The 25,001-nt window shown below is 75.1% G+C and carries 22 protein-coding genes and 1 pseudogene; 13 read left to right on the top strand and 10 right to left on the bottom strand.

Annotation, left to right across the window (positions count from 1 at the left end; all coding sequences use genetic code 11):
- Positions 1–6: 6 nt before the first annotated feature.
- Entirely contained in the window at positions 7–417 is a 411-nt protein-coding gene (locus ACIA5A_RS28825; RefSeq protein ID WP_396767575.1) for a YciI family protein, read from the bottom strand.
- Between the two features lie 223 nt (positions 418–640).
- On the opposite strand from ACIA5A_RS28825, the gene ACIA5A_RS28830 reads away from it, so the two are divergent.
- Positions 641–1,465: an ArsR/SmtB family transcription factor gene (locus ACIA5A_RS28830; RefSeq protein ID WP_396767576.1), complete on the top strand. Its 825-nt coding sequence runs from the start codon at positions 641–643 to the stop codon at positions 1,463–1,465.
- A 56-nt stretch (positions 1,466–1,521) separates the two neighbouring features.
- Here ACIA5A_RS28830 and ACIA5A_RS28835 read toward each other — a convergent pair whose 3' ends face one another.
- The gene (locus tag ACIA5A_RS28835; protein ID WP_396767577.1) at positions 1,522–1,926 is read right to left on the bottom strand and encodes a DUF6069 family protein; all 405 of its coding nucleotides are present in this window, start codon (positions 1,924–1,926) and stop codon (positions 1,522–1,524) included.
- 185 nt (positions 1,927–2,111) lie between these two features.
- Between ACIA5A_RS28835 and ACIA5A_RS28840 the strand changes: the two genes are divergently transcribed.
- From ACIA5A_RS28840 to ACIA5A_RS28860, 5 genes are all read left to right on the top strand, one after another.
- The gene (locus ACIA5A_RS28840; RefSeq protein ID WP_396767578.1) at positions 2,112–3,218 is read left to right on the top strand and encodes a sensor histidine kinase; all 1,107 of its coding nucleotides are present in this window, start codon (positions 2,112–2,114) and stop codon (positions 3,216–3,218) included.
- A gap of 31 nt (positions 3,219–3,249) precedes the next feature.
- On the top strand, positions 3,250–3,921 hold the full coding sequence (locus ACIA5A_RS28845) for a response regulator (protein ID WP_396767579.1): 672 nt from the start codon (positions 3,250–3,252) through the stop codon (positions 3,919–3,921).
- A 212-nt stretch (positions 3,922–4,133) separates the two neighbouring features.
- Positions 4,134–4,619 carry a hypothetical protein gene (locus tag ACIA5A_RS28850; protein ID WP_396767580.1) on the top strand — a complete coding sequence of 162 codons (486 nt, stop codon included), beginning with the start codon at positions 4,134–4,136 and terminating at the stop codon, positions 4,617–4,619.
- A gap of 77 nt (positions 4,620–4,696) precedes the next feature.
- Positions 4,697–5,347, top strand: coding sequence for a class F sortase (locus ACIA5A_RS28855; protein ID WP_396767581.1), 651 nt, complete (start codon positions 4,697–4,699; stop codon positions 5,345–5,347).
- A gap of 75 nt (positions 5,348–5,422) precedes the next feature.
- Positions 5,423–6,517, top strand: a complete 1,095-nt coding sequence (locus ACIA5A_RS28860; RefSeq protein ID WP_396767582.1) for a magnesium and cobalt transport protein CorA — start codon at positions 5,423–5,425, stop codon at positions 6,515–6,517.
- On the opposite strand, the gene ACIA5A_RS28865 is transcribed toward ACIA5A_RS28860, so the two are convergent.
- The gene (locus ACIA5A_RS28865; RefSeq protein ID WP_396767583.1) at positions 6,459–7,520 is read right to left on the bottom strand and encodes a phosphotransferase family protein; all 1,062 of its coding nucleotides are present in this window, start codon (positions 7,518–7,520) and stop codon (positions 6,459–6,461) included. The two genes, ACIA5A_RS28860 and ACIA5A_RS28865, sit on opposite strands and share 59 nt — an antisense overlap.
- A 140-nt stretch (positions 7,521–7,660) precedes the next feature.
- On the opposite strand from ACIA5A_RS28865, the gene ACIA5A_RS28870 reads away from it, so the two are divergent.
- Positions 7,661–8,050: a YchJ family protein gene (locus ACIA5A_RS28870; RefSeq protein ID WP_396767584.1), complete on the top strand. Its 390-nt coding sequence runs from the start codon at positions 7,661–7,663 to the stop codon at positions 8,048–8,050.
- Between the two features lie 45 nt (positions 8,051–8,095).
- Here ACIA5A_RS28870 and ACIA5A_RS28875 read toward each other — a convergent pair whose 3' ends face one another.
- The 3 genes from ACIA5A_RS28875 to ACIA5A_RS28885 form a co-directional block, all read right to left on the bottom strand.
- A complete protein-coding gene (locus ACIA5A_RS28875) occupies positions 8,096–8,482 on the bottom strand; it encodes a DUF2267 domain-containing protein (protein ID WP_396767585.1) in 387 nt (128 codons plus the stop codon).
- A 61-nt stretch (positions 8,483–8,543) separates the two neighbouring features.
- Entirely contained in the window at positions 8,544–10,406 is a 1,863-nt protein-coding gene (locus ACIA5A_RS28880) for a transketolase (RefSeq protein WP_396767586.1), read from the bottom strand.
- On the bottom strand, positions 10,403–11,662 hold the full coding sequence (locus ACIA5A_RS28885; RefSeq protein WP_396767587.1) for an MFS transporter: 1,260 nt from the start codon (positions 11,660–11,662) through the stop codon (positions 10,403–10,405). Before ACIA5A_RS28885 ends, ACIA5A_RS28880 begins: the two co-directional genes overlap by 4 nt.
- A gap of 188 nt (positions 11,663–11,850) precedes the next feature.
- Here ACIA5A_RS28885 and ACIA5A_RS28890 point away from each other — a divergent pair, with 188 nt between their 5' ends.
- Genes ACIA5A_RS28890 through ACIA5A_RS28900 form a run of 3 tightly spaced genes read left to right on the top strand, consistent with a single transcriptional unit; the run spans position 11,851 to position 14,148 of the window.
- Complete coding sequence (locus ACIA5A_RS28890) at positions 11,851–12,906, top strand: LacI family DNA-binding transcriptional regulator (protein ID WP_396767588.1); 1,056 nt, start codon at positions 11,851–11,853, stop codon at positions 12,904–12,906.
- A 17-nt stretch (positions 12,907–12,923) separates the two neighbouring features.
- Positions 12,924–13,583 carry an arylamine N-acetyltransferase gene (locus ACIA5A_RS28895; RefSeq protein ID WP_396767590.1) on the top strand — a complete coding sequence of 220 codons (660 nt, stop codon included), beginning with the start codon at positions 12,924–12,926 and terminating at the stop codon, positions 13,581–13,583.
- A complete protein-coding gene (locus ACIA5A_RS28900) occupies positions 13,576–14,148 on the top strand; it encodes an NADPH-dependent FMN reductase (protein WP_396767592.1) in 573 nt (190 codons plus the stop codon). The genes ACIA5A_RS28895 and ACIA5A_RS28900 overlap by 8 nt, the downstream gene beginning before the upstream one ends.
- A gap of 53 nt (positions 14,149–14,201) precedes the next feature.
- On the opposite strand, the gene ACIA5A_RS28905 is transcribed toward ACIA5A_RS28900, so the two are convergent.
- The 4 genes from ACIA5A_RS28905 to ACIA5A_RS28920 all read right to left on the bottom strand — a co-directional run bounded on the left by ACIA5A_RS28905 (position 14,202) and on the right by ACIA5A_RS28920 (position 19,908).
- Complete coding sequence (locus tag ACIA5A_RS28905) at positions 14,202–15,212, bottom strand: hypothetical protein (protein ID WP_396767594.1); 1,011 nt, start codon at positions 15,210–15,212, stop codon at positions 14,202–14,204.
- Positions 15,213–15,283: 71 nt separating this feature from the next.
- Positions 15,284–16,201 carry a hypothetical protein gene (locus ACIA5A_RS28910; protein ID WP_396767596.1) on the bottom strand — a complete coding sequence of 306 codons (918 nt, stop codon included), beginning with the start codon at positions 16,199–16,201 and terminating at the stop codon, positions 15,284–15,286.
- 53 nt (positions 16,202–16,254) lie between these two features.
- Positions 16,255–17,904, bottom strand: coding sequence for a protein kinase (locus ACIA5A_RS28915; RefSeq protein WP_396767598.1), 1,650 nt, complete (start codon positions 17,902–17,904; stop codon positions 16,255–16,257).
- Positions 17,905–18,135: 231 nt separating this feature from the next.
- Positions 18,136–19,908, bottom strand: a complete 1,773-nt coding sequence (locus ACIA5A_RS28920; RefSeq protein ID WP_396767600.1) for a hypothetical protein — start codon at positions 19,906–19,908, stop codon at positions 18,136–18,138.
- A 394-nt stretch (positions 19,909–20,302) separates the two neighbouring features.
- Here ACIA5A_RS28920 and ACIA5A_RS28925 point away from each other — a divergent pair, with 394 nt between their 5' ends.
- The 3 genes and pseudogenes from ACIA5A_RS28925 to ACIA5A_RS28935 form a co-directional block, all read left to right on the top strand.
- Positions 20,303–21,436 (top strand): N-acetylmuramoyl-L-alanine amidase, encoded by a 1,134-nt coding sequence (locus tag ACIA5A_RS28925; protein WP_396767602.1) that lies wholly within the window; start codon positions 20,303–20,305, stop codon positions 21,434–21,436.
- 269 nt (positions 21,437–21,705) lie between these two features.
- Positions 21,706–24,891 carry a penicillin acylase family protein gene (locus tag ACIA5A_RS28930; RefSeq protein ID WP_396767604.1) on the top strand — a complete coding sequence of 1,062 codons (3,186 nt, stop codon included), beginning with the start codon at positions 21,706–21,708 and terminating at the stop codon, positions 24,889–24,891.
- A 25-nt stretch (positions 24,892–24,916) separates the two neighbouring features.
- Positions 24,917–25,001 (top strand): annotated as a pseudogene (locus ACIA5A_RS28935) (hypothetical protein); the annotation flags it as partial.

Genomic DNA, 25,001 nt, shown 5'->3' on the forward strand with positions numbered 1-25,001 from the left:
GTCAGGTCACTCCGTGATGGTGGGCCGGTCGGTCATGAACGGGCGCAGCTCCAGCCACTCGCGGATCGGCTGGCCGCCCTGTCCCGGCGCGGCGGACAACTCGGCGGCCAGTTCGAGGGCGCGCTCGTAGCTGTCCACGTCGATCACCATCCAGCCGGCGATGAGGTCCTTCGTCTCGGCGAACGGCCCGTCGGTGACCGGCGGACGCCCCTCGCCGTCGTAGCGGACGAACGTGCCCTCCGGGGAGAGCGCCTGCGAGTCGACGAACTCGCCGGAGGACTCCAGCCGGGCCGCGAAGTCCTTCATGTACTGCACGTGCGCGGAGAACTCCTCCGGTGCCCACCTGTCGAACTGCGGCATGTCGGTGACCGGGTCCGGGCCGCCGCGGTAGTGCTTCAGCAGCAGGTACTTCGCCATGGTGCTTCTCCTCGGTACGGGTGCGACCCATTCTGGTCGCGTTCGAACCGGGGACGGAGCCGACGCCCGGTTCTCGACGTTCGCGGCGGAGATACTTTCTCCGCCGCACACTGCCTAAGGCATCCTAGGAGGCTAGCCTCGGACTGGACGGGCAGCCGACAGGGTGCCTATCCTTCGGAAGGGCAACCGAACGGCTGCCCTTTTGCGACGGGTGGAGCGACGGGTGGACGACGTGTTCCGGGCGCTGGCGGACGCCAACCGGCGACGCCTGCTCGACCGCCTGAACGCCCGCAACGGCCAGAGCCTGCGTGAGCTGTGCGCCGGGCTGGACATGACCCGGCAGTCGGTGAGCAAGCACCTCGCCGTGCTGGAGGCCGCCGGCTTGGTGACCACCACCCGGCGAGGGCGGGAGAAACTGCACCACCTCGACGCCGCTCCGATCAACGCGGTGGCCGACCGCTGGATCGGCCGCTACCACCGGGAGCGCGCCCGCGCCCTCGCCGACCTTTGGACCGCACTGGAGGCGGAGCCCATGGAGAGCCCCAAGTTCGTCTACACCACCTACGTCCGGACCACGCCCGAACGGCTCTGGCGGGCCCTGACCGAACCCGCGTTCACCCGCCGCTACTGGGGCGGCGTCACGTTGGTGTCCGACTGGCAACCCGGCTCACCGGTGCGGTGGCAGGACACGCCGGACGGCGAGCCGAAGGACCTCGGTCAGCGGGTGCTGGTCGCCGAGCCCTACCGGCGGCTCGCGTACACCTGGCACGGCTTCCAGGCCGAGCACGCGGCGCACTTCGGGTGGTCCGACGAGGAGCTGGCCGCCCGGCTCGGCGAGCGCCGTTCGACTGTCACGTTCGATCTCGTTCCGCGGGGCGAGACCGTCCGGCTGACCGTGGTCCACGACGACTTCTCGCCGGACAGCGAGATGCACCGGGCGATCAGCGGGCAGCTCGACGGCAGCGGCGGCTGGCCGGAACTGCTGGCCAGCCTCAAGAGCCTGCTGGAGACCGGCGAGCCGCTGCCGGAGCCGGTCCCGGCGAGCTGACCGGCGGTCGGGTCGGGACCACGCGCCCCCGTGACGGCGGTCCCGACCCCCACCGGTCAGCGGACGGCGCTCCGCCGCAGGCCGGGCACCAGCACGGCGCCGGCGAGCAGGTGCAGGACCACGAGCGTCACCGTGGCCGGGCGACCCACTCCCCCGGTCAGCGGACCGAGCAGGGACAGCAGCAGCACCACCGCCGCCACCGCGGTCCAGACCGTCCGCGCCCGCCCGGTGAGGCGCTCCAGCACGGCCAGCAGCGCCCAGCCGGCCACCCCGGCCAGCAGCGTGCTCGCCGCCACCGCCACCGGGGTGACCCGCTGCTCACCGCCGCCGCTGCGGGCGGTCAGCTCCACCCCGGCGAGCGGCACCGCGACGGCCCAGCCGGACAGCGTGGCGGCGGTGGCGGCGAGCACCGTGAGCAGCCGGTCACGGCGGTGGGCCGGACGGACGGTGGTGGCGGGCATCGCGGTCTCCATCGGTGCGTACCTCCGGTGCGGCGGAATCGACTGCCGCAACGCTAGGGCGGAACGGACGTCGCGCGGATCACGCCGCGGACCGGTTCCCCGTTCCGTCGCGAGGACCAGGACCCGACCGGATCTCCGTCTCGCGGCCGATGAACACGCGCGGGCCGGCGGCCTAGCATCCGGACATGAGGTGCCCGTCCCGCTCCCGGACCGCGCTGCTGGCGATCGACGGTGGCATCGCCGTCGTCGTCCTCGCCGTGTCGCTGCTCGTGCTGCTGACCTCCGGCACCGGGCCGGCCACCGCGGGCGGGACCGCCGTCGCGGTCGGCCTCGCCGCGCTGCAGGCCAGCTGTCTGCTGTGGATCCGCCACCGACCCGGGTACGCCCTCGCGCTGGCCGCGCTGGCCGGCGTCGGGCTGGAGGCGCTCTGCCCGGCGCTCGGCTGGCTCGGCCTGGTGGCCGCGCCGCTGTCCTACGTGGCCCGGCTGCGCCCGCCCCGGTTCTCGCTCGTCGCGCTCGCCCTGCTGGCCGCCCCCACGCCGTGGAAGCTGGCCACCGGCGACTGGCGCGACCTGCTGCTCGCGCTGTTCGCGCTCGGCTTCAGCTGGTCCGTCGGTGAGGTGATGCGGGCCCGGGAGCAGCGGCGCTGCGAGTGGGAGCGGCAGGTGCGCGCCACCGAGCGGGAGCGGATCTCCCGGGAGCTGCACGACGTGGTCGCCCACCACGTGGCGGTCATCGCGGTGCAGGCCGTCGCCGCCGAGGACGTCTTCGACAAGCACCCGGAGCAGGCCCGCGCCGCGCTCGGGTCGATCAACGCGGCGGCCCGGTCGGCGCTGACCGAGCTGCGCGCCATGCTGCACGCGCTGACCGCCGACGACGGTTCCGACCCGGACGGGCCGCAGCCGCGCCTGGCGCAGCTCGACGCTCTGGCCGACGCCGTCCGCGCGGTGGGGTTGCCGGTGACGCTGCGCCGGGAGGGCGACTGCGAGACGCTGCCCGGCGGGGTGCAGCTCTCGGCGTACCGGATCGTGCAGGAGTCGCTGACCAACGCGCTGCGGCACGGGCACGCCACGCGCGCCGACGTCGACGTGCGGTACGACGACGGGGTGCTGCGGCTGGAGGTGGTCAACGACGGCGCGGCGCCCGCCCGCCGGGCCGGCACGACCGGCGGGCGCGGCATCGTCGGCATGCGGGAACGGGCCCGGCTGCTCGGCGGCACGCTCGACGCCGGCCCGCTGCCGTCCGGCGGTTTCCGGGTCCGCGCCGACCTCCCGGTGGGGGCGCGCCGATGAGGACCCGCGGTCACGGACGGAGGAGGAACCGGTGAGCGTGCGGGTGGTGGTCGCCGACGACCAGGAGCTGATCCGCGCCGGGCTGCGGATGGTCCTCGACGCGCGGCCCGACCTGACCGTGGTCGGCGAGGCGGCGGACGGCGTCGAGGCGGTCGAGGTGGCGACGCGTACCCGGCCGGACGTGGTGCTGATGGACGTGCGGATGCCCCGGCGGGACGGCATCGCCGCGACCCGCGAGCTGGTGGCCGCCGGCAGCCCCGCCCGGATCGTCATGCTCACCACGTTCGACGTGGACGAGCACGTCTACGCCGCGTTGCGGGCCGGGGCGAGCGCCTTCCTGCTCAAGGACACCCGCCCGGCCGACCTGGCGGAGGCGGTGCGGGTGGTCGCCCGGGGCGAGGCGCTGCTGGCCCCGACCGTGACACGGCGACTGCTGGACCGGTTCGCCGGTCGGCTGCCCGGCCCGGCGCCCACCGCCGAGCGGGCCCTGGCCGCGTTGACCGCCCGCGAGGTGGAGGTGCTCACGTTGACCGCGCGGGCCCTGTCCAACGCGGAGATCGCCGCCCGGCTGCACCTCAGCACCGCCACCGTGAAGACGCACGTCTCGGCCGTCCTCACCAAGCTGGGCCTGCGCGACCGGATCCAGGCGGTGGTGCTGGCGTACGACACCGGGCTGGTCCGGCCGGAGCCGCCGGCCCGGTGAGGCCGGGTTCGTCCGCTCGGGCGCCGGCTGTGCCGGCATGTCCGTCGACCGGTGGCGAGACGGGGAACACCGGACGGCAACGAAGATTTCTCAATTACCCCCAGTGACGGTCGCAACCCTCCTAGTGTTGGCCACACCGGTGCTAGTCACGGAGTTGGCCACCCGAACGACGTCCCACGCAGACAGCGGACGAAAAGTGAGGGAAGACGCGGATGAAGGCACAGTCAATTCTCGGAACGGCGGCGGTCGGCGTGGGCCTCGGCGCACTGCTGCTCCCGGCCGCCGCGCTGGCGGACACCAGAGTCTCACCCGCCACCACCCCGGTCGGCGGCACGGTCGTGCTCACCACGACGTGCAACCCGAACGCCGGTGACGCGATCTTCCGGGTCACCGGACCGGACCGCGACCAGAACGTCCGGTCCACCACGGCCGCCGTCGGCGGCGGGCTGAGCGCCGAGCTGTTCACCGCCGGGTTCACGCTCGGCACGTACACCGTGGCCGCCACCTGCGGCGACGGCAGCGACGGCGGGAGCGCCACGTTCACCGTCACGCCGATCGGCGGCGCCCAGGCCGGCGCCGGCGGAAGAGGCGGCGACACCGGAGTGCTGGTCGCGGGCGGCGCGCTCGCCGTCGGCGCGCTGGCCGGCGGGACGTACGTCCTCGTCCGTCGCCGTCGGCGGGCCGGCGTCACCGCCTGAAACGGCTCACCGAGCGGGTCGCCCGCGCCGGTCCACCGGCGCGGGCACCGCGTCCACGTCGGACGGAGGTGGAACCGGTGTCCTCGTCCAGTCGCCCGGTGCGCGGGGCGTCGCGCCTGCGCACCGCGGTCGTCGTCACCGCCGTCACCCTCGCCGGCGCCCTCGGCGTCGGCCTGGTCTCGGCCGGCCTCGGCCGCACCGCGGCGGCCCCGCCGCAGCCCGGCGCGTCCGCCGCGCCGGCCACCGAGCGTCCCGGTTCCGCCGGCCCGACGCTCCCCCGCTCGACGCCGGTCCGGATCGCCATCCCCCGCATCGGCGTCGACGCCGACGTCGTGGCGGTCGCCACCGACGACAACGGCGCACTGGAGGTGCCGCCGCTGGAGCGCCCGGAGGTGGCCGGGTGGTACCGCCCCGGCCCCGCGCCGGGTCAGGCCGGCAACGCGGTGCTGGTCGGGCACGTCGACTCGCAACGCGGGCCGGCGGTCTTCTTCGACCTGGGCAGACTCCGCCCGGGCGACACCGTCCGGGTGGTCCGGGCCGACGGCCGGACCGCGGCGTTCACCGTGGACGGTGTCGGGGCGTACCCGAAGGACCGCTTCCCCACCGAGCGGGTGTACGGCGGCGGCGCGGCGGCCCGGCTGCGCCTGATCACCTGCGGCGGGCGGTTCGACCCGCGCACCGGCAGCTATCCTGACAACATCGTGGTCTTCGCCACCGCCGCCCGTTGACGCGGGCCGGACACCGCCGGGACCCGGAAGCACCGTACGGTAGGCCGTCGGTTTCCCGGGCGGGCGGAGGTTGCGGTGGACCGGATCCGGTGGCGGGAGCGGCTGCCCGGCCTCGTCGGTCGGCTGCTGCGGCGCGGCGAGGCGACCGTGCCGCGACAGCGCCGGGTGAACCCCGACGCGGTGGTCGACTGCGCGGTCTACGTCGCGGGGCGGCGGGAACCGGGCCGGCCGCACTACGCCGACGCGTACGACCGGGCGCGCCGCGGCCGGCGTACCTTCGTCTGGCTCGGGCTGCACGAGCCCGGCGCCGCGGTGCTGGCCGCCGTCGGGCGGACGTTCGGGCTCGACGAGGCGGCGGTGCAGCAGGCGCTCGCCGACGGGCACCGGCCCACCGTGCGGCGCTACGGCGACGTGACGCTGCTGCTGCTGCGCAGCGCCGGCTACGTGGAGCACGCCGAGCTGACCGCCACCTCCGAGGTGGTCGACACCGGCGACGTGCTGGTGTTCCTCGGCGAGCGGTTCGCGCTGACCGTCCGGCACGGCGCGACCGGCGCGCTCGCCCCGGTGCGCGAGGAGGTGCAACGCCGGCCGGACGTGCTGGCCCAGGGCCCGTGGGCGGTGGGGTACGCGGTCTGCGCCCGGATGGTGGAGCTGTACCTGGAGGTCGCCGAGCACTTGGAGCGCGACCTGGACCGGGTCGAGGAGAGCGTCTTCGCCCGTGAGCACGGGGCCGACATTCAGCATCTCTACCAGCTCAAGCGGGAGGTGGTGGAGTTCAAGCGGGCGGTGCTGCCGCTGACCGCGCCGCTGCGCGCCCTGCTGGACTCCCCCGACGGCGGCCCGCCGGCCGCGCTGCGGCACCGGTTCGCCACCGTGGCCGACGGGTTGGCGCGGGCGGTGGAGCGGATCGGCGCCTACGACGAGCTGCTCACCTCGCTGGTGCAGTCCCGACTGGCGCAGCTCGCCGTGGAGCAGAACGACGACATGCGCCGGATCGCGGCGTGGGCGGCGATCGCCGCCTCGCAGACCGCGGTGGCCGGGGTCTACGGGATGAACTTCGCGCACATGCCCGAGCTGCACTGGCGGTACGGCTACGGCGGCGCGCTGCTGCTCATGGCGACGCTTGCGGTGACGCTGCACCGGCTGTTCCGCCGCTCCGGCTGGCTCTGACCGGCCCGGCCAGGTCGGACAGCTCCGCGTCGAGCAGCTCGGCCAGCCGCGCCACCCGCCCCGGGTCCGACTCCGCGGTGATGGCGCGGCTGGGCATCTCCACCGTCATCAGCAGGTAGAGGTGCAGCCGGTAGAGGCCGAGCCGGCGCCGCGCGCCCGCGTCCCACGCGAACGGCGCCACCTCCCGGTAGGCCCGCACCAACGCGTCGTCCGGCTCGTCCTCGGCGCGGCGGAACAGCAGCGGCGAGACCAGGTCCAGCAGCGGGTCGCCCCACAGGTGCCGTTCGCCGTCGACCAGGCCGCTGAGCCGGAGCGCGCCGTCCGGCCCGTCGACCGCCAGCACGTTGCCGGCCCAGCCGTCGAAGTGCAGCAGCGCCGGGCGGCGTACCACGTCGAGCACGGCGGCGTGCCGGGCGACCACCTCGCGGATCCGGTGCGCGGGCGCCGGCAGCGGCACCGCCCAGTCCGCCGCGTCGGCGAGCAGGTCGTCCACCATCGCGGTGTAGGCGGCCCGCCAGGTGGGAGCGGCGGCCCGGCCGCCGTCGTAGCCGTACCGGTCGCCGGTGACGGCGTGCAGCGCGGCGAGCGCCCGGCCGAACTCCGCCCGCAGCGACGCGACGTCCGCGCCGGCCCGGGTCAGGTCCCACAGGGTACGACCGGGCAGGCGCGCGGTGAGCAGCCAGTCGCCCAGCTCCGGGTGGTGGCCGTGGTGCAGCAGCGACGGCACCGGCACCGCGGGCGCGCGGGCGGCCACCAGGCGCAGGTAGCGCGCCTCCGCGCCGATCATGTCGCGCTCGTAGCGCAGCAGCGGCACGTGCGGCGGCGGCCCGACCTTGAGCACCACGTCACGGCCGTCGGTGAGGTGCACCCACCACACCGCGGCGAACCCGCCACCGGCCAGCGGGCCGCAGTCGACCACCTCTGCGGCCAAGCCGACCGATGCGGCGAGGTAGCGGCGCACCTGGGCCGGGTCGAGGTCGCGCCGCGTCGGGCTCACGCTCATGGTTCCCGCACCCTAGTGCCCCGCGTGCAAGGAGGGGCCCCCTGTTAACGGATTCGGTAGAGGCGGGGGCCCCGCTTAACACTCGCGCGTCGAGCGGGGCCTCCTCCGTGCGCTCCCCGGCGGTGGGTGAGAATCGGCGGATGGTGACACGCGCAACGGCCTGCCCGTGCGGCTCCGGCCGGCCGTACGAGGACTGCTGCGCCCCGGTGCACCGGGGCGCCGCGACGGCGGCCACCGCCGAGGCGCTGATGCGGTCCCGGTTCAGCGCGTTCGCCCTCGGCGACGCCGACTACCTGCGGCACAGTTGGCACTCCCGCACCCGCCCCGACCTGCTGGACCTGGACGCCGGCACCCGGTGGACCCGGCTGGAGGTGCTGGAGACCGGCCAGGGCGGCCTGTTCGACAGCGTCGGCACGGTCCGGTTCCGGGCCCACTACCGCGAGGGCGGCCGCCCGGGCGTGCTGGCCGAGCTGAGCCACTTCACCCGCGAGGACGGCCGTTGGGTGTACGTCTCCGGGGAGAGTGGTTAAGAGGGGGCCCCTCCTCTACCGAATGCGTTAACAGGGGGCCCCTCCTTACACCCTCGGCGCGGGTTGGGCCAGCTCGCCGATCTCGCGGGGGAGCTGGGCCACGGCGCGGTCGAACTCGGCCGGTCCGACCACCCGGTGCAGCGCCTGGAGCACCGCCCGCGCACCCCGCTCGGCGTCGGCCGGAGTGGCGCCGGCCCGCTCGGCGATCCGGCGCAGGAACTCGTCGTACCCGAAGGACTCCGCGTCCTCGGTGCGGACCCGGGCCAGCAGCGGGCGCAGCTCGTGCGCGACGTGCGCGGACAGGTCGGCGGCCTCGCCGCCGCTGAGCCGCTCGGCGAGCGTGGTAAGCGTCGCCTCGGTGAGGGCGCGGGCGGTCGTCTCCGGCACGCCGGCGCGCGCGGCCACCCGGGCGTGGAACTGCGATTCGGCCATTGTCGGTCCTCCCGTCGCGGCGGCAGCGTGGCTACCCGCCGGGGCTCGTGGCAAACGCCTGTCAGGCCAACGCGCGCGCCGCCGCGACGACCGCGTGCGGGCCGATCCCGGCGCGGTCGAGCTGTTGGGCCGGGGTGCCGGAGCCGGGCAGCCCGCGCACCGCGAGGTGCTGGACCCGGACCGGTTCGGCCAGGTCGGCAAGCGCCTCCAGCACGGCCGAGCCGAGGCCGCCCTCCGGGTAGTGGTCCTCGACCACGACGAGCCGGCCGCCGGTGTCCCGGACCGCCTCCCGCAGCCGATCCCGGTCCACCGGCTTGATCGAGTAGAGGTCGACCACCCGGGCGTCGATCCCCTCGCGGGTCAGCTCGTCGGCGGCGGCGAGGCAGACGTGCACGGTGACGCCGGCGCCGAGCAGCGCGACGTCGCCGCCCTCGCGGACCACCCGGCTGCCGCCGATCGGGAACGCCTCGCCGGCGTCGTAGAGCACCGGGTACGCCCCGCGGGTGGTGCGCAGGTAGGCCACGCCCGGACGGTCGGGCAGTTGGGCGACCAGGGCCGCGCAGGAGACCGCGTCGGCCGGGCAGAGCACCGTGGAGCCGGGTACCGCGCGCAGCGCCGCGACGTCCTCCAGGCCCATCTGGGACGGGCCGTCCGGGCCGATCTCCACCCCGGCGTGCGAGCCGACCAGGGCGATGTCGGCGCGGGAGACGCCGGCCATCCGGATGAAGTCGTAGGCGCGGGACCAGAACGCGGCGAAGGTGGCCGCGAACGGTCGCCGGCCCCGCACCGCCAGGCCCACGGCGGCGGCGACGAGCTGCTGCTCGGCGATGGCCATCTGGAAGTACCTGTCGGGGTACGCCTCGCCGAAGCGGTCGGCCCGGGTGGAGTCGCCGACCTCGCCGTCGAGGGCGACCACGTCCGGCCGGGCGGCGCCGAGGGCGCGCAGCGCGTCGCCGTACGCGTCCCGGGTGGCGACCTTCGCGCCGCGTTCGTAGCGGGGCAGCTCCGGCCGCCGGTGCTCGACCGGGTCGGCCCGGGGCACGGCGAACGGCTTCGGTCCGGCGACCCGGATGCGCCGCGGCCCGCCGAGCCCTCGCACGGCCCGGTCGGCCAGCTCGGGGTCGAGCGCCTTGCCGTGCCAGGACGGGTCGTCCTCGATCTCGGGCACGCCCCTGCCCTTGACCGTTCGGGCCAGCACCACTGTCGGGCCGCCGGCGTCGCGGGCCTGCCCGTACGCCTCGTCGACCGCGCCGAGGTCGTGGCCGTCGACCACGATCGCCCGGCAGCCGAACGCCTCCACCCGCCGCCGGTAGGTGTCCAGGTCCCAGCCCAGCTCGGTGGGGCCGCGCTGGCCGAGCCGGTTGACGTCGACGATGGTGGTGAGGTTGCGCAGCCCGTAGTGGCCGGCCTTGTCCAGCGCCTCCCAGACCGAGCCCTCGGCGGTCTCGCTGTCGCCGCAGAGCACCCAGACGTGCGCCGGTGAACGGTCGAGGTACTGCGCGGCAAGCGCCACGCCGACGCCTACCGGCAGGCCCTGCCCGAGCGAGCCGGTGGCGACGTCGACCCAGGGCAGGACCGGGGTGGGGTGGCCCTGCAGGCGCGAGTCGGCCCGGCGGTACGTCTCCAGCAGTTCCTGCTCGCTGATCGCCCCGGTGGCCCGGAACACCGCGTACAGCAGCGGCGAGGCGTGGCCCTTGGAGAAGATCAGGTGGTCGTTGCCGGGGTTGCCCGGGTAGGACCAGTCGTAGCGCAGGTGCCGGGCGACGAGCACGGCGAGCAGGTCGGCGGCGGAGAGGCTGGAGGTGGGGTGCCCGGAACCGGCCATCGTGGTGCACCGGATCGCGTCCACCCGTAGCTGGGCGGCCAGCTCCGCCAGCCCGGTCAGGTCCTCGTCGCACAGGGTGCGCTGTGCTTGCAGGGTCACCGGACCCACCGTAGTGACGAGCGCCCTTTTTGTTTCGCTTTCTGGCGACTCACCCCCGACCCGGTGAGCACCCGGAGCGCCACCGGCAGGTACGGCAGGACGGCCACCGCGAACGCGGCCGGGTTGCCCAACGCGCCGGCCAGCAGCCCGTACCCGCCGTAGAAGGCGACGGTGGTCAGGTCGGTGGCCATCCCGGCCAGCGAGGTGACGGTGGCCCGGGCGTCGCCGGTGATCCGCGCCTGCAACCGCACGTCGGCGAGCACGGTGGCGAGCTGGAACGCGGCGAACGAGACCGCCAGCAGCAGGAACCCGGCCGGATGGCGCAGCAGCGCCCCGGCCGCCGTCGCCGCCGCCGCGAGCACCAGCAGGCCGGCGTACCCCCGGTGGGACAGCCGTTCGCCCCACGGGGCGAGCAGCCCACCCACTGTCATTCCGGCCCACACCAGCAGGAGCAGCAGCGGGACGGCCACCTCGCCCACGCCGGTGTCCCGGGCCAGCAGCCCGGTGTACTCGTCGAGTCCGCCCCAGATCGCGGTGACGGCGGCGACCAGCAGCACCGCGGCGCGGACGGCGCGGACGGCGCGTACCTCGGCGAGACCGGCGCGCAGGCTGTCCCACCAGCCGGGCTCGCCCTCGTCCGGCCGCTCCCCCGGCGCCGGGCCGGCGTCCGCCGGGGACCGGTGTTCGGGGAGGCGGGCCGCCACGGCGGCGGCGAGCAGGCAGGTCAGCACGCTGGCGGCGCCGACGGCGAGGTAGCCGCCGAGCGCGTACACCGGGCCGGCGAGCACTCCCGACCCGACCGCGCCGAGCACCTCGGCGGTGCGGGTGCGGCCGATCAGCCGGGCGTAGCGGTCGGCGGCGCCGAGGCGGTCGAGTTCGGTGAAGACCAGCGCCTCCAGCGCCCCGGAGCGCAGCGCGCCGCCGGCGCCCCAGAGCAGGAAGCCGGCGGCGAAGGCCGGGTAGGACGGCACCAGCACCCAGAGCGCGAAGCCGGCGGCCGCGAGCAGCGGCGCCAGGCAGAGCAACAGCCGGCGCGACAGCGCGTCGGCGAGCGCCCCGGAGGGGACCTCCAGCAGGATGCCGGCGGCCGACCAGAGGACGAAGAGCGAGGAGATCTGCCCGACCGACAGCCCGGTGTCGGCGAACAGCAGGACGTAGAGCGGGTAGAGCAGGACGAGGTCGGTGAGGAACGCGTAGCCGTAGAGCGTCGCCGCCAGGCGGCGGATCGCGGGCACGCGGGCAGGTGCGACGAGCATGAAACCTTCCCACGGGACGTGACGGACACCTGTCGCAGTGCGTGGTGTCCGCGGCGGCCCGCGGGCTCGTCGCTCAGGCGGGGATCAACATCGCCAGGTCATGCCGACGATCCTAACCGGACCCGCGGCTTGACGGGCGCCCCGCCGACCGGGCAGTCTGTTAATCGATTAACAACGGAAGGCGGGCCATGGGATCCCGGGTCACGTTGCGGTCCGTCGCCGAGGCGGCGGGCGTCTCCACGGCGGCGGTCTCCTACGCCTTCAACAGGCCGCAGCGGCTCTCCGCCGAGATGCGGACCCGGATCCTCGCGGTGGCCCGCGACCTCGGCTACGCCGGCCCGAACGCCGCCGCCCGCTCGCTGCGCACCGGGCGGGCCAACGCCGTCGGCGTCATCCTCACCACCGAACTGGGGTACGCGTTCCGCGACCCCTACGTGCTCGACCTGCTCGGCGGTCTCGCCGAGACGCTGGCGGCGGGCCGGACCAGCCTGGTGCTCATCCCGTTCGCGCCGGTCGTCGCGGGCCTCACCGACGCCCAGGTGGCCGAGTCGCTCGACGCCGTGCACCGCGCCGTGATCGACGGCGCCGTGGCCGACGGGCTCACCGACGCGCACCCGGCCGTCCGGGCGCTCGCCGACCGCTCGCTCCCGCTGGTCCTCTCCACCGAGTCCACCGCCGCCCGCGCCGTGCTGATCGACGACCGGCAGGCCGGCCGGGCGATCGGGCGGCACCTGGTCGACCTGGGTCACCGCGACCTCGCGATGGTGGTCGCCGCGCCGCAGCCACCCGGGCGGTACGTCCCGACGGTGGACGAGGCGGCCCTCTACCCGTACTCCCGCAACCGGCTGGCCGGGGTCCGCGACGCCCTGCCCCCCGGCGCCCGCCTGCGGGTCGTCAGCGCAGGCAGCAACGCCACCGCCTCCGGCCACGCGGCCGCCGTGGCGCTGCTCGCCGACGGCGACCGGCCGACGGCGATCGTCGCGGACAGCGACGTGCTCGCCGCCGCCGTGACCCGCACCGCCGAGGACCGCGGACTGCGCGTCGGACACGACCTCTCGGTGACCGGCTTCGACGACGTGCCGCTGGCCGCGGCGGCCGGGCTGACCACCGTCCGCCAGCCGATCGCCGAGAAGGGGCGGTTGATGGCCCGGATGCTGCTCGACCCGGCCGGCACGCCCAACCGGATCACCCTCCCCACCCACCTCGTCGTCCGCGCCAGCACCGGACCGGCGCCGGCGCGCTGAGCAGAGAGGACCGTGACGTGACCCCTCCACCGGCTTCCCCGCCCGGACCCGTCGACCTGGCCGCGCACTGGCCTGTCGACGCGCTGGACCTCGACGCGTACCTGCGGCGCGTCGGCCACCGCGGACCCGTCACGCCGGACGGCGCGACGCTGCGCGCCCTGCACCGGGCGCACGTCGCCGCGATCACGTCCGGCCTGCTCGAACCGCTGCCGCTGGTCGAGGACGCCCCGCGCCGGCAGGGCCGCTGGGAGTACCGGCTCCGGCGCGGCCCGGACGGCGCGTGGCGGTTGCGGGAACGCGCCACCGACGACTGGGTCACGGTGCAGACCTTCACCGAGGAGCCGCAGTATCCGGTGGACGTCGAGGTCGCCAACCACCACACCGCCACCGATCCGCGCTCGCCGTTCACCAGGCAACGCGTCGTGGTCCGCAAGGACGACGAGTCGGTGCGCCGGCTGATCGACCGCGCATACACGTGGGAGAGCCCCGGCCACCCCACCCGGTGCCGCACGCTCACCGACGAGGAGTACGCCGACGCGCTGGTCGGCGAGTTCGCCCTCACGCTGAGCGAGGACGAGATCCGGGCGCTGGTGAACTCGCTGCCGCCGCCCGACGCGGACGCCGCCGTCGCGCCGGACCTCGAACTCCGCTCCCCGACCGGAGGACACCGTGCCTGAGCGGCTCTCCCCCTACCTGCTGGCGGTCATCACCGCCAGCGTCCGGCCGGACCGGATCGGCCCCACGGTGACCCGCTGGCTGCTGCGACGCCTCGACCAGCACCCGGCCGCCGAGGTGGACCACGTCGACCTGGCCGACCTCGACCTGCCGGGCGACCTGGCCGGCGGCGGCGACGCCGAGGAGTTCACCGAGCGGATCGCCCGGGCCGACGCGTTCGTCGTCGTCACACCCGAGTACAACCACGGCTATCCCGGCCCGCTGAAGACCGCGATCGACACCGCGTACGTCGAGTGGCGGGCCAAGCCGCTGGGCTTCGTCTCGTACGGCGGCACGTCCGGTGGCCTGCGCGCGGTGGAGCAGTTGCGCGGCGTCCTGGCCGAGCTGCACGTTCCCACCATGCGTACCGGCGTCCTGGTCCCCGACGTGCACGCCGCGTTCGACGCGCGCGGCGAGCTGCGCCGACCCGGGCCGGCGGAGTCGGGCCTGGCCGGGATGCTGGGCCAGTTGGACTGGTGGGCGGACACCCTGCGGCGCGGCCGGACCGAGCGCCCCTACCCCGGGTGAGACGCTTCCGGGGCGGGATCCGATCGGATCCCGCCCCGGTCGACCGGCTCGGCTCAGCGGCGGAACTTGTCCACGTCCGCCTGCGGGATGACCATCGTCGCCTCGCTGTCCGCGGCCTGCTCGGCCGTCGGCTGGCGCGGCGTGGTCGGCGGGGTGCGCCCGGTGTCGCCGAGCGCCGGGATCACCTGGGTGGTCTCCCCGACGGCCGTCGGGTCGCCCGCGGTCTGGGTCGGCACCACCTGGGTCGGCTCGGCCGAGCCCGCGTACGCCGGCACCGGCTGGGTGCGGTCCGCCTCGCCGCCCGCGACCACCGGCCGGGCCAGCTCGGCCTCGCGGTCCGCGGCGAGCCGGGCCGCCACGTCACGCCGGCCGGCCTGGTAGGCGCGGGCGTGGGTGGCGATGGTCCGCGACTCCTCCTCGGCCCGGGTCAGCCAGTTCTCCCAGCGGCTCTGCATCGGCCGGACCAGCCCGCCGCCGACGCCCACCACCAGGATGCCGCCGACGGTGGCGAGCACCGCGATCAGCACCGGGGTGGTCACCGCGGTGGCGACGCCGATCTGGTTGAGCGCGGCGATCACGCCGAGGCCGAGGATGAACACGGAGGCGAGGTTGGCCAACACCCGGCCGTAGGAGAGGCCGCCGAGCGCGCTGGAGATGATGTCCTTCACGGCCCGGGCGATGGCCGCGGCCACCACCACGATGACGATCGCCACGAACGCCCGGGGCAGCCAGGCGACCACGCCGGCGATCAGGTCGGAGATCGGGTTGGGGCCCCAGATGCCGAACGCGAGCTGGAGCGTGACCAGCAGCACCGCGTAGTAGGCGAGCTTGGCGACGAGGTCGCTGGCGTCGTACTTCGAGCGGGCCAGCGCGGTCTTGATGCCGCCGCGCTCGACCGCCCGGTCGAAGTGCACGCGCTCCAGGATCTTGTCCACCAGCTTGAGCACGGCCTTGGCGACCAGCCAGCCGGCGACCAGGATCGCGACGAACGCGACCGCCTTGGGCAGGAAGAGCATCACCGAACGGAACGCGTCGCCCACCGCGTCACCGAAGTTGTCTTTCATCGAAGGGCCTCCACGCACGAAGTCAGGGTCGTTCCGGGAGGGCCTACCCTGGCCGGCGCGCGGGGAAACGCTCAGCCGCCGGGGCAGCGGTAGTCGACACGCGTACCGGCCTGCGCCGGCGACGGCTCGACGATGTTGACGGTGGCCGTCCCGGTGGTCGCGCCGACCCCGCTGAACGTCCACCTGAGGGTGAGCGTGGCGGTCCGCTGCCCGTTGCCGACCCGCTCGGTGAGCAGAGCGCCGGGCGGCGCGTCCGAGCGGAACCACTGGTAGCGGATCGTGCCGGCGCGGCCGTTGGTGCGGACCGTGGCGACCACGTCGACGGTCACGTCGCAGGCCACCCCGGGCGGCCGGGGCACCGCCACCGCGACCTGCTCGACCTCCAGCGGGCGCAGCCGCTGCCACAGGTAGAGCCCGACCGTCACCAGCAGCGCGGCGGTGAGCAGAGTGGACAGCACCGAGACGACCCGACGCCACACCGGGCGCGGCGGGCGCACCGGTGGCGCGACCGGCCAGGCCGGGGCCGGCGGCGGCGTCGCCGGCACGCCCGGACCGAAGCGCAGTTCACCGCCGGGCGCGGGCGTCGACCCGCCGGTCACCGTCGGTTGCCGGTACGCCCCGGCGGTCGCCCCCGCCGTCCGGGCGGCCGGTCCGGTCACTGTCGCGCGGTACGACGCGGTCGGCTGCTCACCGGCCGGCCACGGCGCGGCCTGGTGCACGGTCGACTCCCCGCCGGCGGAGGCGCCGCCGGACGACCCGGTCGACGCGCCGAACGGGACGGTCCGCTCCCCCGTCGTCGGTCCGAGGTGCACGGTCGGCTCGCCGCGCCACCCGGGCGCGGCCGGCCCGGCGAGGTGCACCGTGGCGTCGGCGTCGGCGTCGGCCGGGGTCCGGGGCGGGACGAGGTGGACGGTGGACTCGTCGCCTGTCGGTGCGGTGGGCAGGGCGCGGGTGGGCAGCGCCTCGGTGGGCTCCTCCGGCCGGGTCACGCCGGCCGTCCCCGGTCGGGGCCGCGATGCGGGGCAGCGGGCACGTCGTCCTCCTAGCCGGGGGTGCAGTAGTTGTAGAGCGTCACGTACGCCGGCCTGGCCGAGGTGGTCGCGTTGCCGGCGGCGTCGACGGCGGTGACCTCGATCGGGATGCGGCTGCTCTGCCTCGGCGCGGCCAGCGGCCCGAGAGTGCCGGTGAACACGCCGCGCCCGGCGGCGGTCATCCGGACCGTCCCGGTGGCACCCTCCAGCGTGTAGCGGAACGTGACCTTCAGGGCGGCCGGAGGGCTGCGGTCGTCGGTGGCGGTGACGGTGACGGCGCTGCTCTGGACCCCGAACGGGCAGCCCTTCGGTTCGAGCTGACCCGGGTCGACGCCGACGCCGCCGACGACCGGCGCGGTGACGTCCGGCGGGGGCGGCGGCGACGTGCTGCGCGTCGGGGTGGGGATCGGCGTGCCGGTGCGTACCGGCGGCCGGGTCGGCGCCCGGGTCGCGTCCGGGGTGGCGGACGGGGTGGCCGCCGACGGGCTGGGCAGCGCGGACGGTGTGGGGGACGCAGTGGGGGTGGCGTCCGGGGTCACGGCGCCCGTCGGGTCCGGGGCGGTCGGGGCGACGGGTCCGGCGCCGGACGGCGACGGGCCGCCGGACGCGCCGGCGGCCGGGGTCTCCCGGGCGGCGTAGCTGTACCCGGCGCCGCCGACCAGCACGGCGGTGACCAGCGCGCCGACCGCCAGCAGGGTGCGCTTGCGTCCGCGCCGGAGCAGGCGGCCCCGGCCGGTCGTGGCGCCGAGCGCGGTGCTGGTCACCGCGGTGGCGCCCTCCGCCCGGTCGGGGAACGGCCACAGCGCGGCCAGCAGGGCGGCCCGCCGGGCCAGCTCACCCAGCCCGCGCTCCTCCCATCCGGGGCCGTACCCGGCCCCGGCCACCCGGTCCAGCAGCTCCAGGAAGACCTGGGCCGGTTGCGGCCGTTCCTCGGGACGCTTGGCCATGCCGAGCCGCAGCAGCTCGTGCACCTCGGCGGGCGCCGGGTCGGTGGGCACCGGCGCGGTGGCGTGCTGCACGCGGAGCGCGAGCAGGTCCGGACCCGGGTACGGGGGCCGCCCGGTGAGGCACTCGAAGAACGTGGCGGTGGCGGCGTAGATGTCGCAGGCCGGGCCGGCCGGGGCGCCGGTCCACTGCTCCGGCGCCATGTAGCGGGGCGTGCCGGAGACCGTGGTGTCCGAGCCCTGGCCGATCGGCATGGCGATGCCGAAGTCGGCGAGCTTGCTCGCCCCGGCACCGGTGACCAGCACGTTCTCCGGCTTGTAGTCGCGGTGCACCACCCCGTGAGCGTGCGCGGCGGCGAGCCCGGCGAGCGAGCCCTTCAGCACGCAGAGCGCCGCCTCGGGCGTGGTCGGGCCGTGCGCGCGCAGCATCTGCCGCAGCGACACGCCGTCGACCAGCTCCATCACGATGGCCGCGCCGTGCGGCGACTCCACATATTCGTAGAGCCGGCTGACGTGCGGGTCGTCGACCTCGCCGAGCAGCCGGGCCTCGTCGCGGAAGGCGAGGCGGAACGAGGAGTCGGCGCCGAGGTCGCGGACCAGATACTTGATCGCGACCGGGGTGCCGGTGGCGTCGTGGGTGGCGAGCACGACGCTGCCCGACGCCCCGGAGCCGAGCGTACGAACCGGCGTGTAGCCGGACAGCTTCCAGCCGCTCATGCGACGAACCCCACCGCGCTCCAGGGACGGCTGCCGGTTGCCGCCTCGCTGGTCATTCTGGTCGCGCCGGCACGGGCGTCCATCGGCGCAACGGACGCTTCCCCGCGCCGGACGGCGGCCCCGGACCGGCGGTGTCCCGCCGGGCCGGGGCCGGGCGGCGGATGGTCGGTAACGGACACACCGCCACTGCAGCAGACCGGCGCAACCCTCGGCCGGCAGGGCGCGGCGAGGTCAGAACAGGCGGCGGGCCGGGGGGACGCCCCGGGGCGGCGGGCGGCGCAGCAGCCAGAGCGGGTTGCTCGCGGCCACGACCGCGCCCTCGCGGTCGCGGACCTGGGTGCGGACGTACGCGCCGCCGCCCACCCGCACCGGCAGGTCGTGCCAGCCCGGTCGCATCTGCCGCCACGGCACCCGATCGGTGCGGACCGCCGGGGTCGGGTCCGCCGCGCCGGCCAGGTCGACGTCGCCGGTGACCACCTCCAGGGTGGCCCCGGCGGGCAGGTCGGTGGCGCGCAGCCGCACCGGGACGGTGTCGTCGGCGACCGTCGCCACCGCGCCCATGGCGCTGCGACCGCCGAGTTCCAGGTCCATCACGCCCCGGTAGCCGACCAGGTCGGCGAACCACGCCTGCCCGGCGCGCAGCGCCGCGACCAGGTCGTCGCGGCGGGTGGAGGCGGCCCAGACGGAGGTGATCCACCGGTCCCGCCCGGCCCGCCAGTCGGTGCCGTCGTGGTCGTCGGTCACCCCGACGGCAGTCAGCGGGATCGCGTTGCGGGCCGCCACGTCGTACGCCCAGAGGTGCTCCTCGACCGGCGCGCGTCCGATCTCGATCAGGTCGACGCCGAGCGCGTTCCGGTCCACCAGCAGTCGGGCCAGCGAGTCGCGGCGTTCCACGTCCAGCGGGTGGTTCCAGCAGACGACCCCGCCGTGGGCGTGCAGGAACTCCACCATCCGCTCGGTCGCGCCGGGATCGTTGTCCCGGTAGGGCGGGGACGGGAAGCGGGGCAGCGTGCCGTCGCCGCCGAACCAGTTGAGGTGGCGCACCATCGACACCTCGTACGCCCGGTGGTGGGTGACGCCCGGGTAGGACCCGTGGTAGCCGCGCAGCACCTCGGCGCGCAACTCCTCGCCGCCCTGCCCGGCGCGGCGGGCCCGGTCGAAGACCAGTCGGTCCACGAGGTACGCGCCGCGCGCGCCGCCGGCGACGGTCACTCCGAGGCGCAGCCCGCGCAGCGAGTTGTCGCCGGCCACCAGGTCCGGCCACAGTCGCCGGACGTCGGCGAGCAGGTCGAACGTGTGCCGCCGCCACGCGCCGGCCGGTGCGGGCAGGTCGACGGTGCCGTACCGGCCGTCGACGCGGTGCCGCACCGTGGTCACCGCGCCGAGGCGGTAGCTCAGCACCAGTTGGCCGGCGGGTCGGCCGGGCCCGGCCGGGTGGTGGGACAGCGCGACCTCGACGGTGAGCGTGGCGTCCGGGCCGGCCGCTTCGGGCCGCACGTCCAGGTGCAGCGTGGTGTCGGCGATGTTCCCGGTGTGCGTCCAGTTCCAGGCCTTGCCGGCGTACCAGTGGGTGCCGGCGCCGGTGGCGGCCAGGCGCAACGCGTGGCCGGGGCCGTCGGCGGCGTCAGGCGCCGCGACGAAGTCGGCGGTGGCGTCGGTGAGCCGCCCCTCGGTGGCCGCCGTCCAGGTCCAGGCCAGCGCGCCCTCGGACTCCTCCGGGCCGTCGAAGCGCACCTCGCGTCGGTGGTCGTGCGCGGCGACCCGGAAGTCGTGGTCGGTCCACCAGAGCACGTCGACGGCGTTGCGGCGGGCCTGGTCGAGGTGGGCGGCGTAGCTGGCGACACCCTCGCTGAACGACGCGTGCAGGTGCATCGCCATGCTGACCGCCCGGCGTCCACCCGCGACCACCGGCGCTCGCTCGCGGCCGAGCGCCAGCCCGACCGGCACGCCGATCCCGGCCACCGCCAGCCCGCCCGCCGCGGCAAGCACCCCCCGCCGATCCACCGCACCTCCCCTCCCCTCCCCCGCACCCCCAGCGTAAAGCCCCGCCCCGTAATCCGTCGATCTTGCAGTTGCGGCCCTGGATACGGGCGGAAAGCCCCTTTCGCCGGGGCACCAAGTGCAAGATCGGCGGGTCCGGAGGGGTCGGCGTGTGGGGACGGGGGGTTGTCGATCGCGGACAGGGCACGGTCCGAGGTGTCGCGGCGGGCGGTCGCCGACATGGTCCGTACCGGTCGTCGGGCGTGACATCGCCTACTGATCCGATGGGAGCCGCACGGCCCGGGTGGCATTTGTCCTCTGGCGTACGGCGCGGTGTTGGCAATATTCTCCGGATCGCGCGCTGCATTTGGAGTTCCTTTACATCACCCGGCGTCGGTCGGGTAACCGAGGAGATGCCATGCACTTCGACCACCCCGAGCTGGACCGCCGTACGCTGCTGCGAGCCGGCCTCGGCGCCGCCACGGTCGCGGTCGTCGGGACCGAACTCGCGCTCCCGGCCGCCGCGCACGCCGCGCCGGGCGCGGACCTCGACTGGATCATCGGCTGCGACGAGTGGGCCGCCCGGCCGCCGTCCGGCGCGCTGTCGGTGAGCGCGATCCCCACCAACAAGATCATCCTGCACCACATGGCGTTCCCGAACGTCACCGACTACTCCGAGGAACACGCCAAGCAGTTGGCCCGCGACTGCCAGGACCTGCACATGGACGGCAACGGCTGGTCGGACACCGGGCAGCACTTCACGGTGAGCCGGGGCGGTCACGTCCTGGAGGGACGGCACGGCAGCCTGGAGCGGTTGCAGGCCGGCGACCGGCAGATGATCGCCGCGCACTGCCCGGGCGAGAACGGCCGGGCGATCGGCATCGAGAACGAGGGCACGTACGTCACCGAGGCGCCGCCGGAGGACCTGCTCGACGGGCTGGTGCGGCTCTGCACCACGATCTGCCGGCAGTACGGGCTGTTCGCGCACGACATCTTCGGCCACTGGGACTTCCGGGAGACGCAGTGCCCGGGCGCGACGTTCTACCGGGAGTTCCCGGCGGTGCGGCGCCGGGTGTTCCGGGAGCTGGGCACCAGCCTGGGCGACGTGCCGGCGCGCCGCTGGCCGGACATCTGGCGCTTCGTCGGCGGCCCGGTGGTGCGGGTGGCGCAGCAGCTCCTCACGTTCCGCGGCTACGCGGTGCCGGTGACCGGCGTGTTCGACGCGGCCACCGTCGCGGCGGTGCAGGACTGGCAGGCCCGCAACGGCATCCCGGTCGACGTGGACGCCACGCTGACCGCGCCCACCTGGGAGACGCTCGCGCCGGAGCTGGACCAGCGCGACAGCGGCGTGCCGGTGGTGGCGGCGCAGACCATGCTGGTCTCGAAGGGTTACGCGGAGGTCACCCCGACCGGCGAGTACGACCACCCGACCCGGGCCGCGGTGAAGGACCTGCAGCGTCTGCACGGACTGCCGCCCACCGGCAAGCTCAGCACCACCACCTGGTGCGCGCTGGTGGGCGGGGTGGTGCGCCAGTCGTTCCACAAGCGCTGACGGGCGCGCCGGCTCAGGAACGCGGTGGGGGGTGGCAACGGCGCCACCCCCCACCGTCGCGTCCACCGGCGACAGTAGGGGCGAAACGTCGGCATTCGCGGCTGGTGAACGACGGGTATCCCGAGCGACGGTTCGACGCCGATCATTGCCCCGAGATATATGTGAGTCATTCTCACCTCCGGGTGGAGCGCCCGGGCGCGGAGGGCGAGACGTCGGCACGGCCGCCGGGCGCACCGAAGGCCCGACTCCGCGTCCCCGGAGGAATCGCCATGCCCCGTCGTCCCCTGCGTGCCCGGCTCGCGGCGCTCACCGCCGCCGCCCTGACCGCGAGCGTGCTGACCGTCACCCCGCCCACACCGGCGCTCGCGGCCACCACGTTCGCCCCCAACGACTACTGCCTCGGCCAGTGCTCCGACATCCTGCCGCCGGGGCAGAACGGCAACGCCACGCTCGTCGCCATCCTGGCCCACCAGACGCTTGGTACCCGCCCGGCGCACTCCAGCGACCAGCTCGACGAGTACGCGAACCTGGTCTACAACTACGCCGGGCTGACCGACGAGCAGATCGCCCAGTTCTACAACGACTCCTCGTTCGGCGTCCCCGCCGCGCAGGTCGAGAGCACCGTCTCGCCGCGCTCCGACGTCACCATCGTGCGCGACAGGGCCACCGGCGTCCCGCACGTCACCGGCACCACCCGCGGCGGCACCATGTTCGGCGCCGGCTACGCCGGGGCCCAGGACCGACTCTGGGTGATGGACCTGCTGCGGCACGTCGGCCGCGGCAACGTCACCTCGTTCGCCGGCGGCGCCCCCGGCAACCGCGAGCTGGAGCAGAGCGTCTGGGCCAACTCGCCCTACACCGAGGCGGACCTCCAGGCCCAGGTGGACGCGCTGCGCACCAAGGGCGCCCGGGGCCAGCAGCTCTACACCGACGTGGTCGACTACATCGCCGGCATCAACGCCTACATCGACAAGTCGATCGCCGACGACAACTACCCGGGCGAGTACGTGCTCGCCGGCGCCGGCAAGCCGAAGCACTTCACCATGACCGACCTGATCGCCACCGCCGGCGTGATCGGCGGCCTGTTCGGCGGCGGCGGGGGCAGCGAGATCCAGTCCGCGCTGGTCCGGGTCGCCGCCCGGGCCAAGTACGGCGCCACCGAGGGCGACAAGGTGTGGGCGGCGTTCCGCTCGCAGAACGACCCGGAGACCGTGCTGACGCTGCACGACGGGCAGAGCTTCCCGTACGGCGCGACGCCGCCCGGCGCGACGAGCGCGGTGCTGCCCGACGCCGGCTCGGTGGTCGCCGAGCCGCTCGCCTACGACGCCACCGGCGGCGCCGCCTCGCGCACCGGCGCCAGCACCGCCACCAAGGAACTGCTCGGCGGGCTGTCGAACCTGCGCGCGCACGGCATGTCCAACGCGGTCGTCGTCTCCGGCCGGCACACCACCACCGGCAACCCGGTGGCCGTGTTCGGGCCGCAGACCGGCTACTTCGCCCCGCAACTGCTGATGCTCCAGGAGTTGCAGGGGCCGGGGATCAGCGCCCGCGGCGCGGCGTTCGCCGGGCTCAACCTCTACGTGCTGCTCGGCCGTGGCCAGGACTACGCGTGGAGCGCCACCTCCGCCTCGCAGGACCTGACCGACACGTACGCGGTGCCGCTGTGCACCACCGACGGCAGCGCGCCGACGCTGCGCGCCAACCGTTACCTCTACCACGGGCAGTGCCTCGCGATGGAGGCGCTGGAGCAGCGCAACTCCTGGTCGCCGACTCTCGCCGACTCCACCCCGGCCGGCTCCTACACGCTGCGCGCGTTGCGCACGAAGTACGGGCTCGTCGCGTACCGGGGGCTGGTGAACGGGCAGCCGACCGCGTTCACCAAGCTGCGCTCCACCTACCGGCACGAGGCCGACTCGGCGATCGGTTTCCAGGCGTTCAACGACCCGTCGGCGATGGGCAGCGCGGCGGCGTTCCAGGCGTCCGCGGGCAGCGTCGGCTACGCGTTCAACTGGTTCTACGTCAACTCGACCGAGGCCGCGTACTACAACTCCGGCGCGAACCCGGTGCGGTCGTCGGTGACCGACCCGAACCTGCCGGCGAAGGCCGAGCCGGCGTACGAGTGGGCCGGGTGGAACCCGGACACCAACGACGCCAGCTACGCGCCGGCGTCGGCGCACCCGCAGTCGGTCAACCAGGACTACTACGTGAGCTGGAACAACAAGCAGGCGCGGGACTTCGGGGCGGCGGACGGCAACTTCAGCTTCGGCTCCGTACACCGGGGTCAGTTGCTCGACGGCCCGGTGCGGGCCGCGATCGCCCAGCGCAAGCTCGGCCGCGCCGACGTCGTCAAGATCATGGCGGACGCGGCGGTGACCGACCTGCGCGGCCAGCAGGTCCTCGGTGACCTGCTGCGGGTGCTGGACAGCGCGCCGGTCACCGACCCGGCGCTGGCCGACGCGGTGACCAAGCTGCGGGCCTGGCAGCAGGCCGGCGCCCGGCGGGTGGAGACGTCCCCGGGATCGAAGGTCTACCAGCACGCCGACGCGATCCGGATCTTCGACGCCTGGTGGCCGCTGCTCGCCTCGGCGGAGTTCCGCCCCGGGCTCGGGCCGGACCTCTACGCCGCGCTCGTCGACGCGATCGAGGTCAACGAGGCGCCGTCGGGCGGGCAGAACGGCGGTCGCGACGGCGCGGTGAGCTGGGCCCTGGCGGGCCAGGCGCACAAGGGCTCGTCGTTCCAGTACGGCTGGTGGGGCTACGTCGACAAGGACGTGCGCACCGTGCTCGGCGACCCGGTGGCCGGCGGGCTGGGGCGCGCGTACTGCGGCAACGGCAACCTCGGCGCGTGCCGGCAGTCGCTGCTCGACGCGCTCGGGCAGGCCGCCGCGGTGCCGGCGACCACCGTCTACCCGGGTGACAAGTCCTGCGGCACCGGCGACCAGTGGTGCGCCGACTCGATCGCCCAGTCCGGGCTGGGTGGCATCACCCACCCGCTGATCGCCTGGCAGAACCGGCCCACCTACCAGCAGGTGGTGTCGTTCCCGGCACGCCGGGGCGACGACGTCACCAACCTGGCCCAGGGCCGCCCGGCAAGCGCGTCGAGCACCCAGTTCCTGACCAGCTACACGCCGGACAAGGCGGTCGACGGCAGCCTGGGCAGCCGGTGGGCCAGCAGCTACAACGACAACCAGTGGCTGCGGGTCGACCTCGGCGCGGCCCGCACGGTCAGCCGGGCGGTGCTGCGCTGGGAGTCGGCGTACGCCACCTCGTACCGGATCGAGGTCTCCGGCGACGGCAGCTCCTGGACGCCGGTGTTCGCCACCACCACCGGCAACGGCAGCGTCGACAACGCCACCTTCGCCCCGGTCAGCGCCCGCTACGTGCGGGTGTACGGGGTCAAGCGGGCCACCTCGTACGGCTTCTCGCTCTACGAGTTCGAGGTCTACGGACGGTGACACGGGCGGCCGGCCGGCGCGGCGGCTCTGCCCGGACGCGATCGTGGTGCCGCCCCGGATGGCTGCCTACACGGCGGCGAGCCGGGCGGTGTTCGCCGTCTTCCGGCAGA

The organism is Micromonospora sp. NPDC051300 (assembly GCF_044455315.1).
Lineage (GTDB): Bacteria > Actinomycetota > Actinomycetes > Mycobacteriales > Micromonosporaceae > Micromonospora > Micromonospora robiginosa.

Excerpts from the sequence above, each read along its gene's own strand:
- ACIA5A_RS28825 (WP_396767575.1), bottom strand. The coding sequence starts at position 417 with ATGGCGAAGTACCTGCTGCTGAAGCACTACCGCGGCGGCCCGGACCCG.
- ACIA5A_RS28835 (WP_396767577.1), bottom strand. The coding sequence starts at position 1,926 with ATGCCCGCCACCACCGTCCGTCCGGCCCACCGCCGTGACCGGCTGCTC.
- ACIA5A_RS28840 (WP_396767578.1), top strand. The coding sequence starts at position 2,112 with ATGAGGTGCCCGTCCCGCTCCCGGACCGCGCTGCTGGCGATCGACGGT.
- ACIA5A_RS28850 (WP_396767580.1), top strand. The coding sequence starts at position 4,134 with ATGAAGGCACAGTCAATTCTCGGAACGGCGGCGGTCGGCGTGGGCCTC.
- ACIA5A_RS28865 (WP_396767583.1), bottom strand. The coding sequence starts at position 7,520 with ATGAGCGTGAGCCCGACGCGGCGCGACCTCGACCCGGCCCAGGTGCGC.
- ACIA5A_RS28870 (WP_396767584.1), top strand. The coding sequence starts at position 7,661 with ATGGTGACACGCGCAACGGCCTGCCCGTGCGGCTCCGGCCGGCCGTAC.
- ACIA5A_RS28875 (WP_396767585.1), bottom strand. The coding sequence starts at position 8,482 with ATGGCCGAATCGCAGTTCCACGCCCGGGTGGCCGCGCGCGCCGGCGTG.
- ACIA5A_RS28885 (WP_396767587.1), bottom strand. The coding sequence starts at position 11,662 with ATGCTCGTCGCACCTGCCCGCGTGCCCGCGATCCGCCGCCTGGCGGCG.
- ACIA5A_RS28890 (WP_396767588.1), top strand. The coding sequence starts at position 11,851 with ATGGGATCCCGGGTCACGTTGCGGTCCGTCGCCGAGGCGGCGGGCGTC.
- ACIA5A_RS28905 (WP_396767594.1), bottom strand. The coding sequence starts at position 15,212 with ATGAAAGACAACTTCGGTGACGCGGTGGGCGACGCGTTCCGTTCGGTG.
- ACIA5A_RS28915 (WP_396767598.1), bottom strand. The coding sequence starts at position 17,904 with ATGAGCGGCTGGAAGCTGTCCGGCTACACGCCGGTTCGTACGCTCGGC.
- ACIA5A_RS28925 (WP_396767602.1), top strand. The coding sequence starts at position 20,303 with ATGCACTTCGACCACCCCGAGCTGGACCGCCGTACGCTGCTGCGAGCC.
- ACIA5A_RS28930 (WP_396767604.1), top strand. The coding sequence starts at position 21,706 with ATGCCCCGTCGTCCCCTGCGTGCCCGGCTCGCGGCGCTCACCGCCGCC.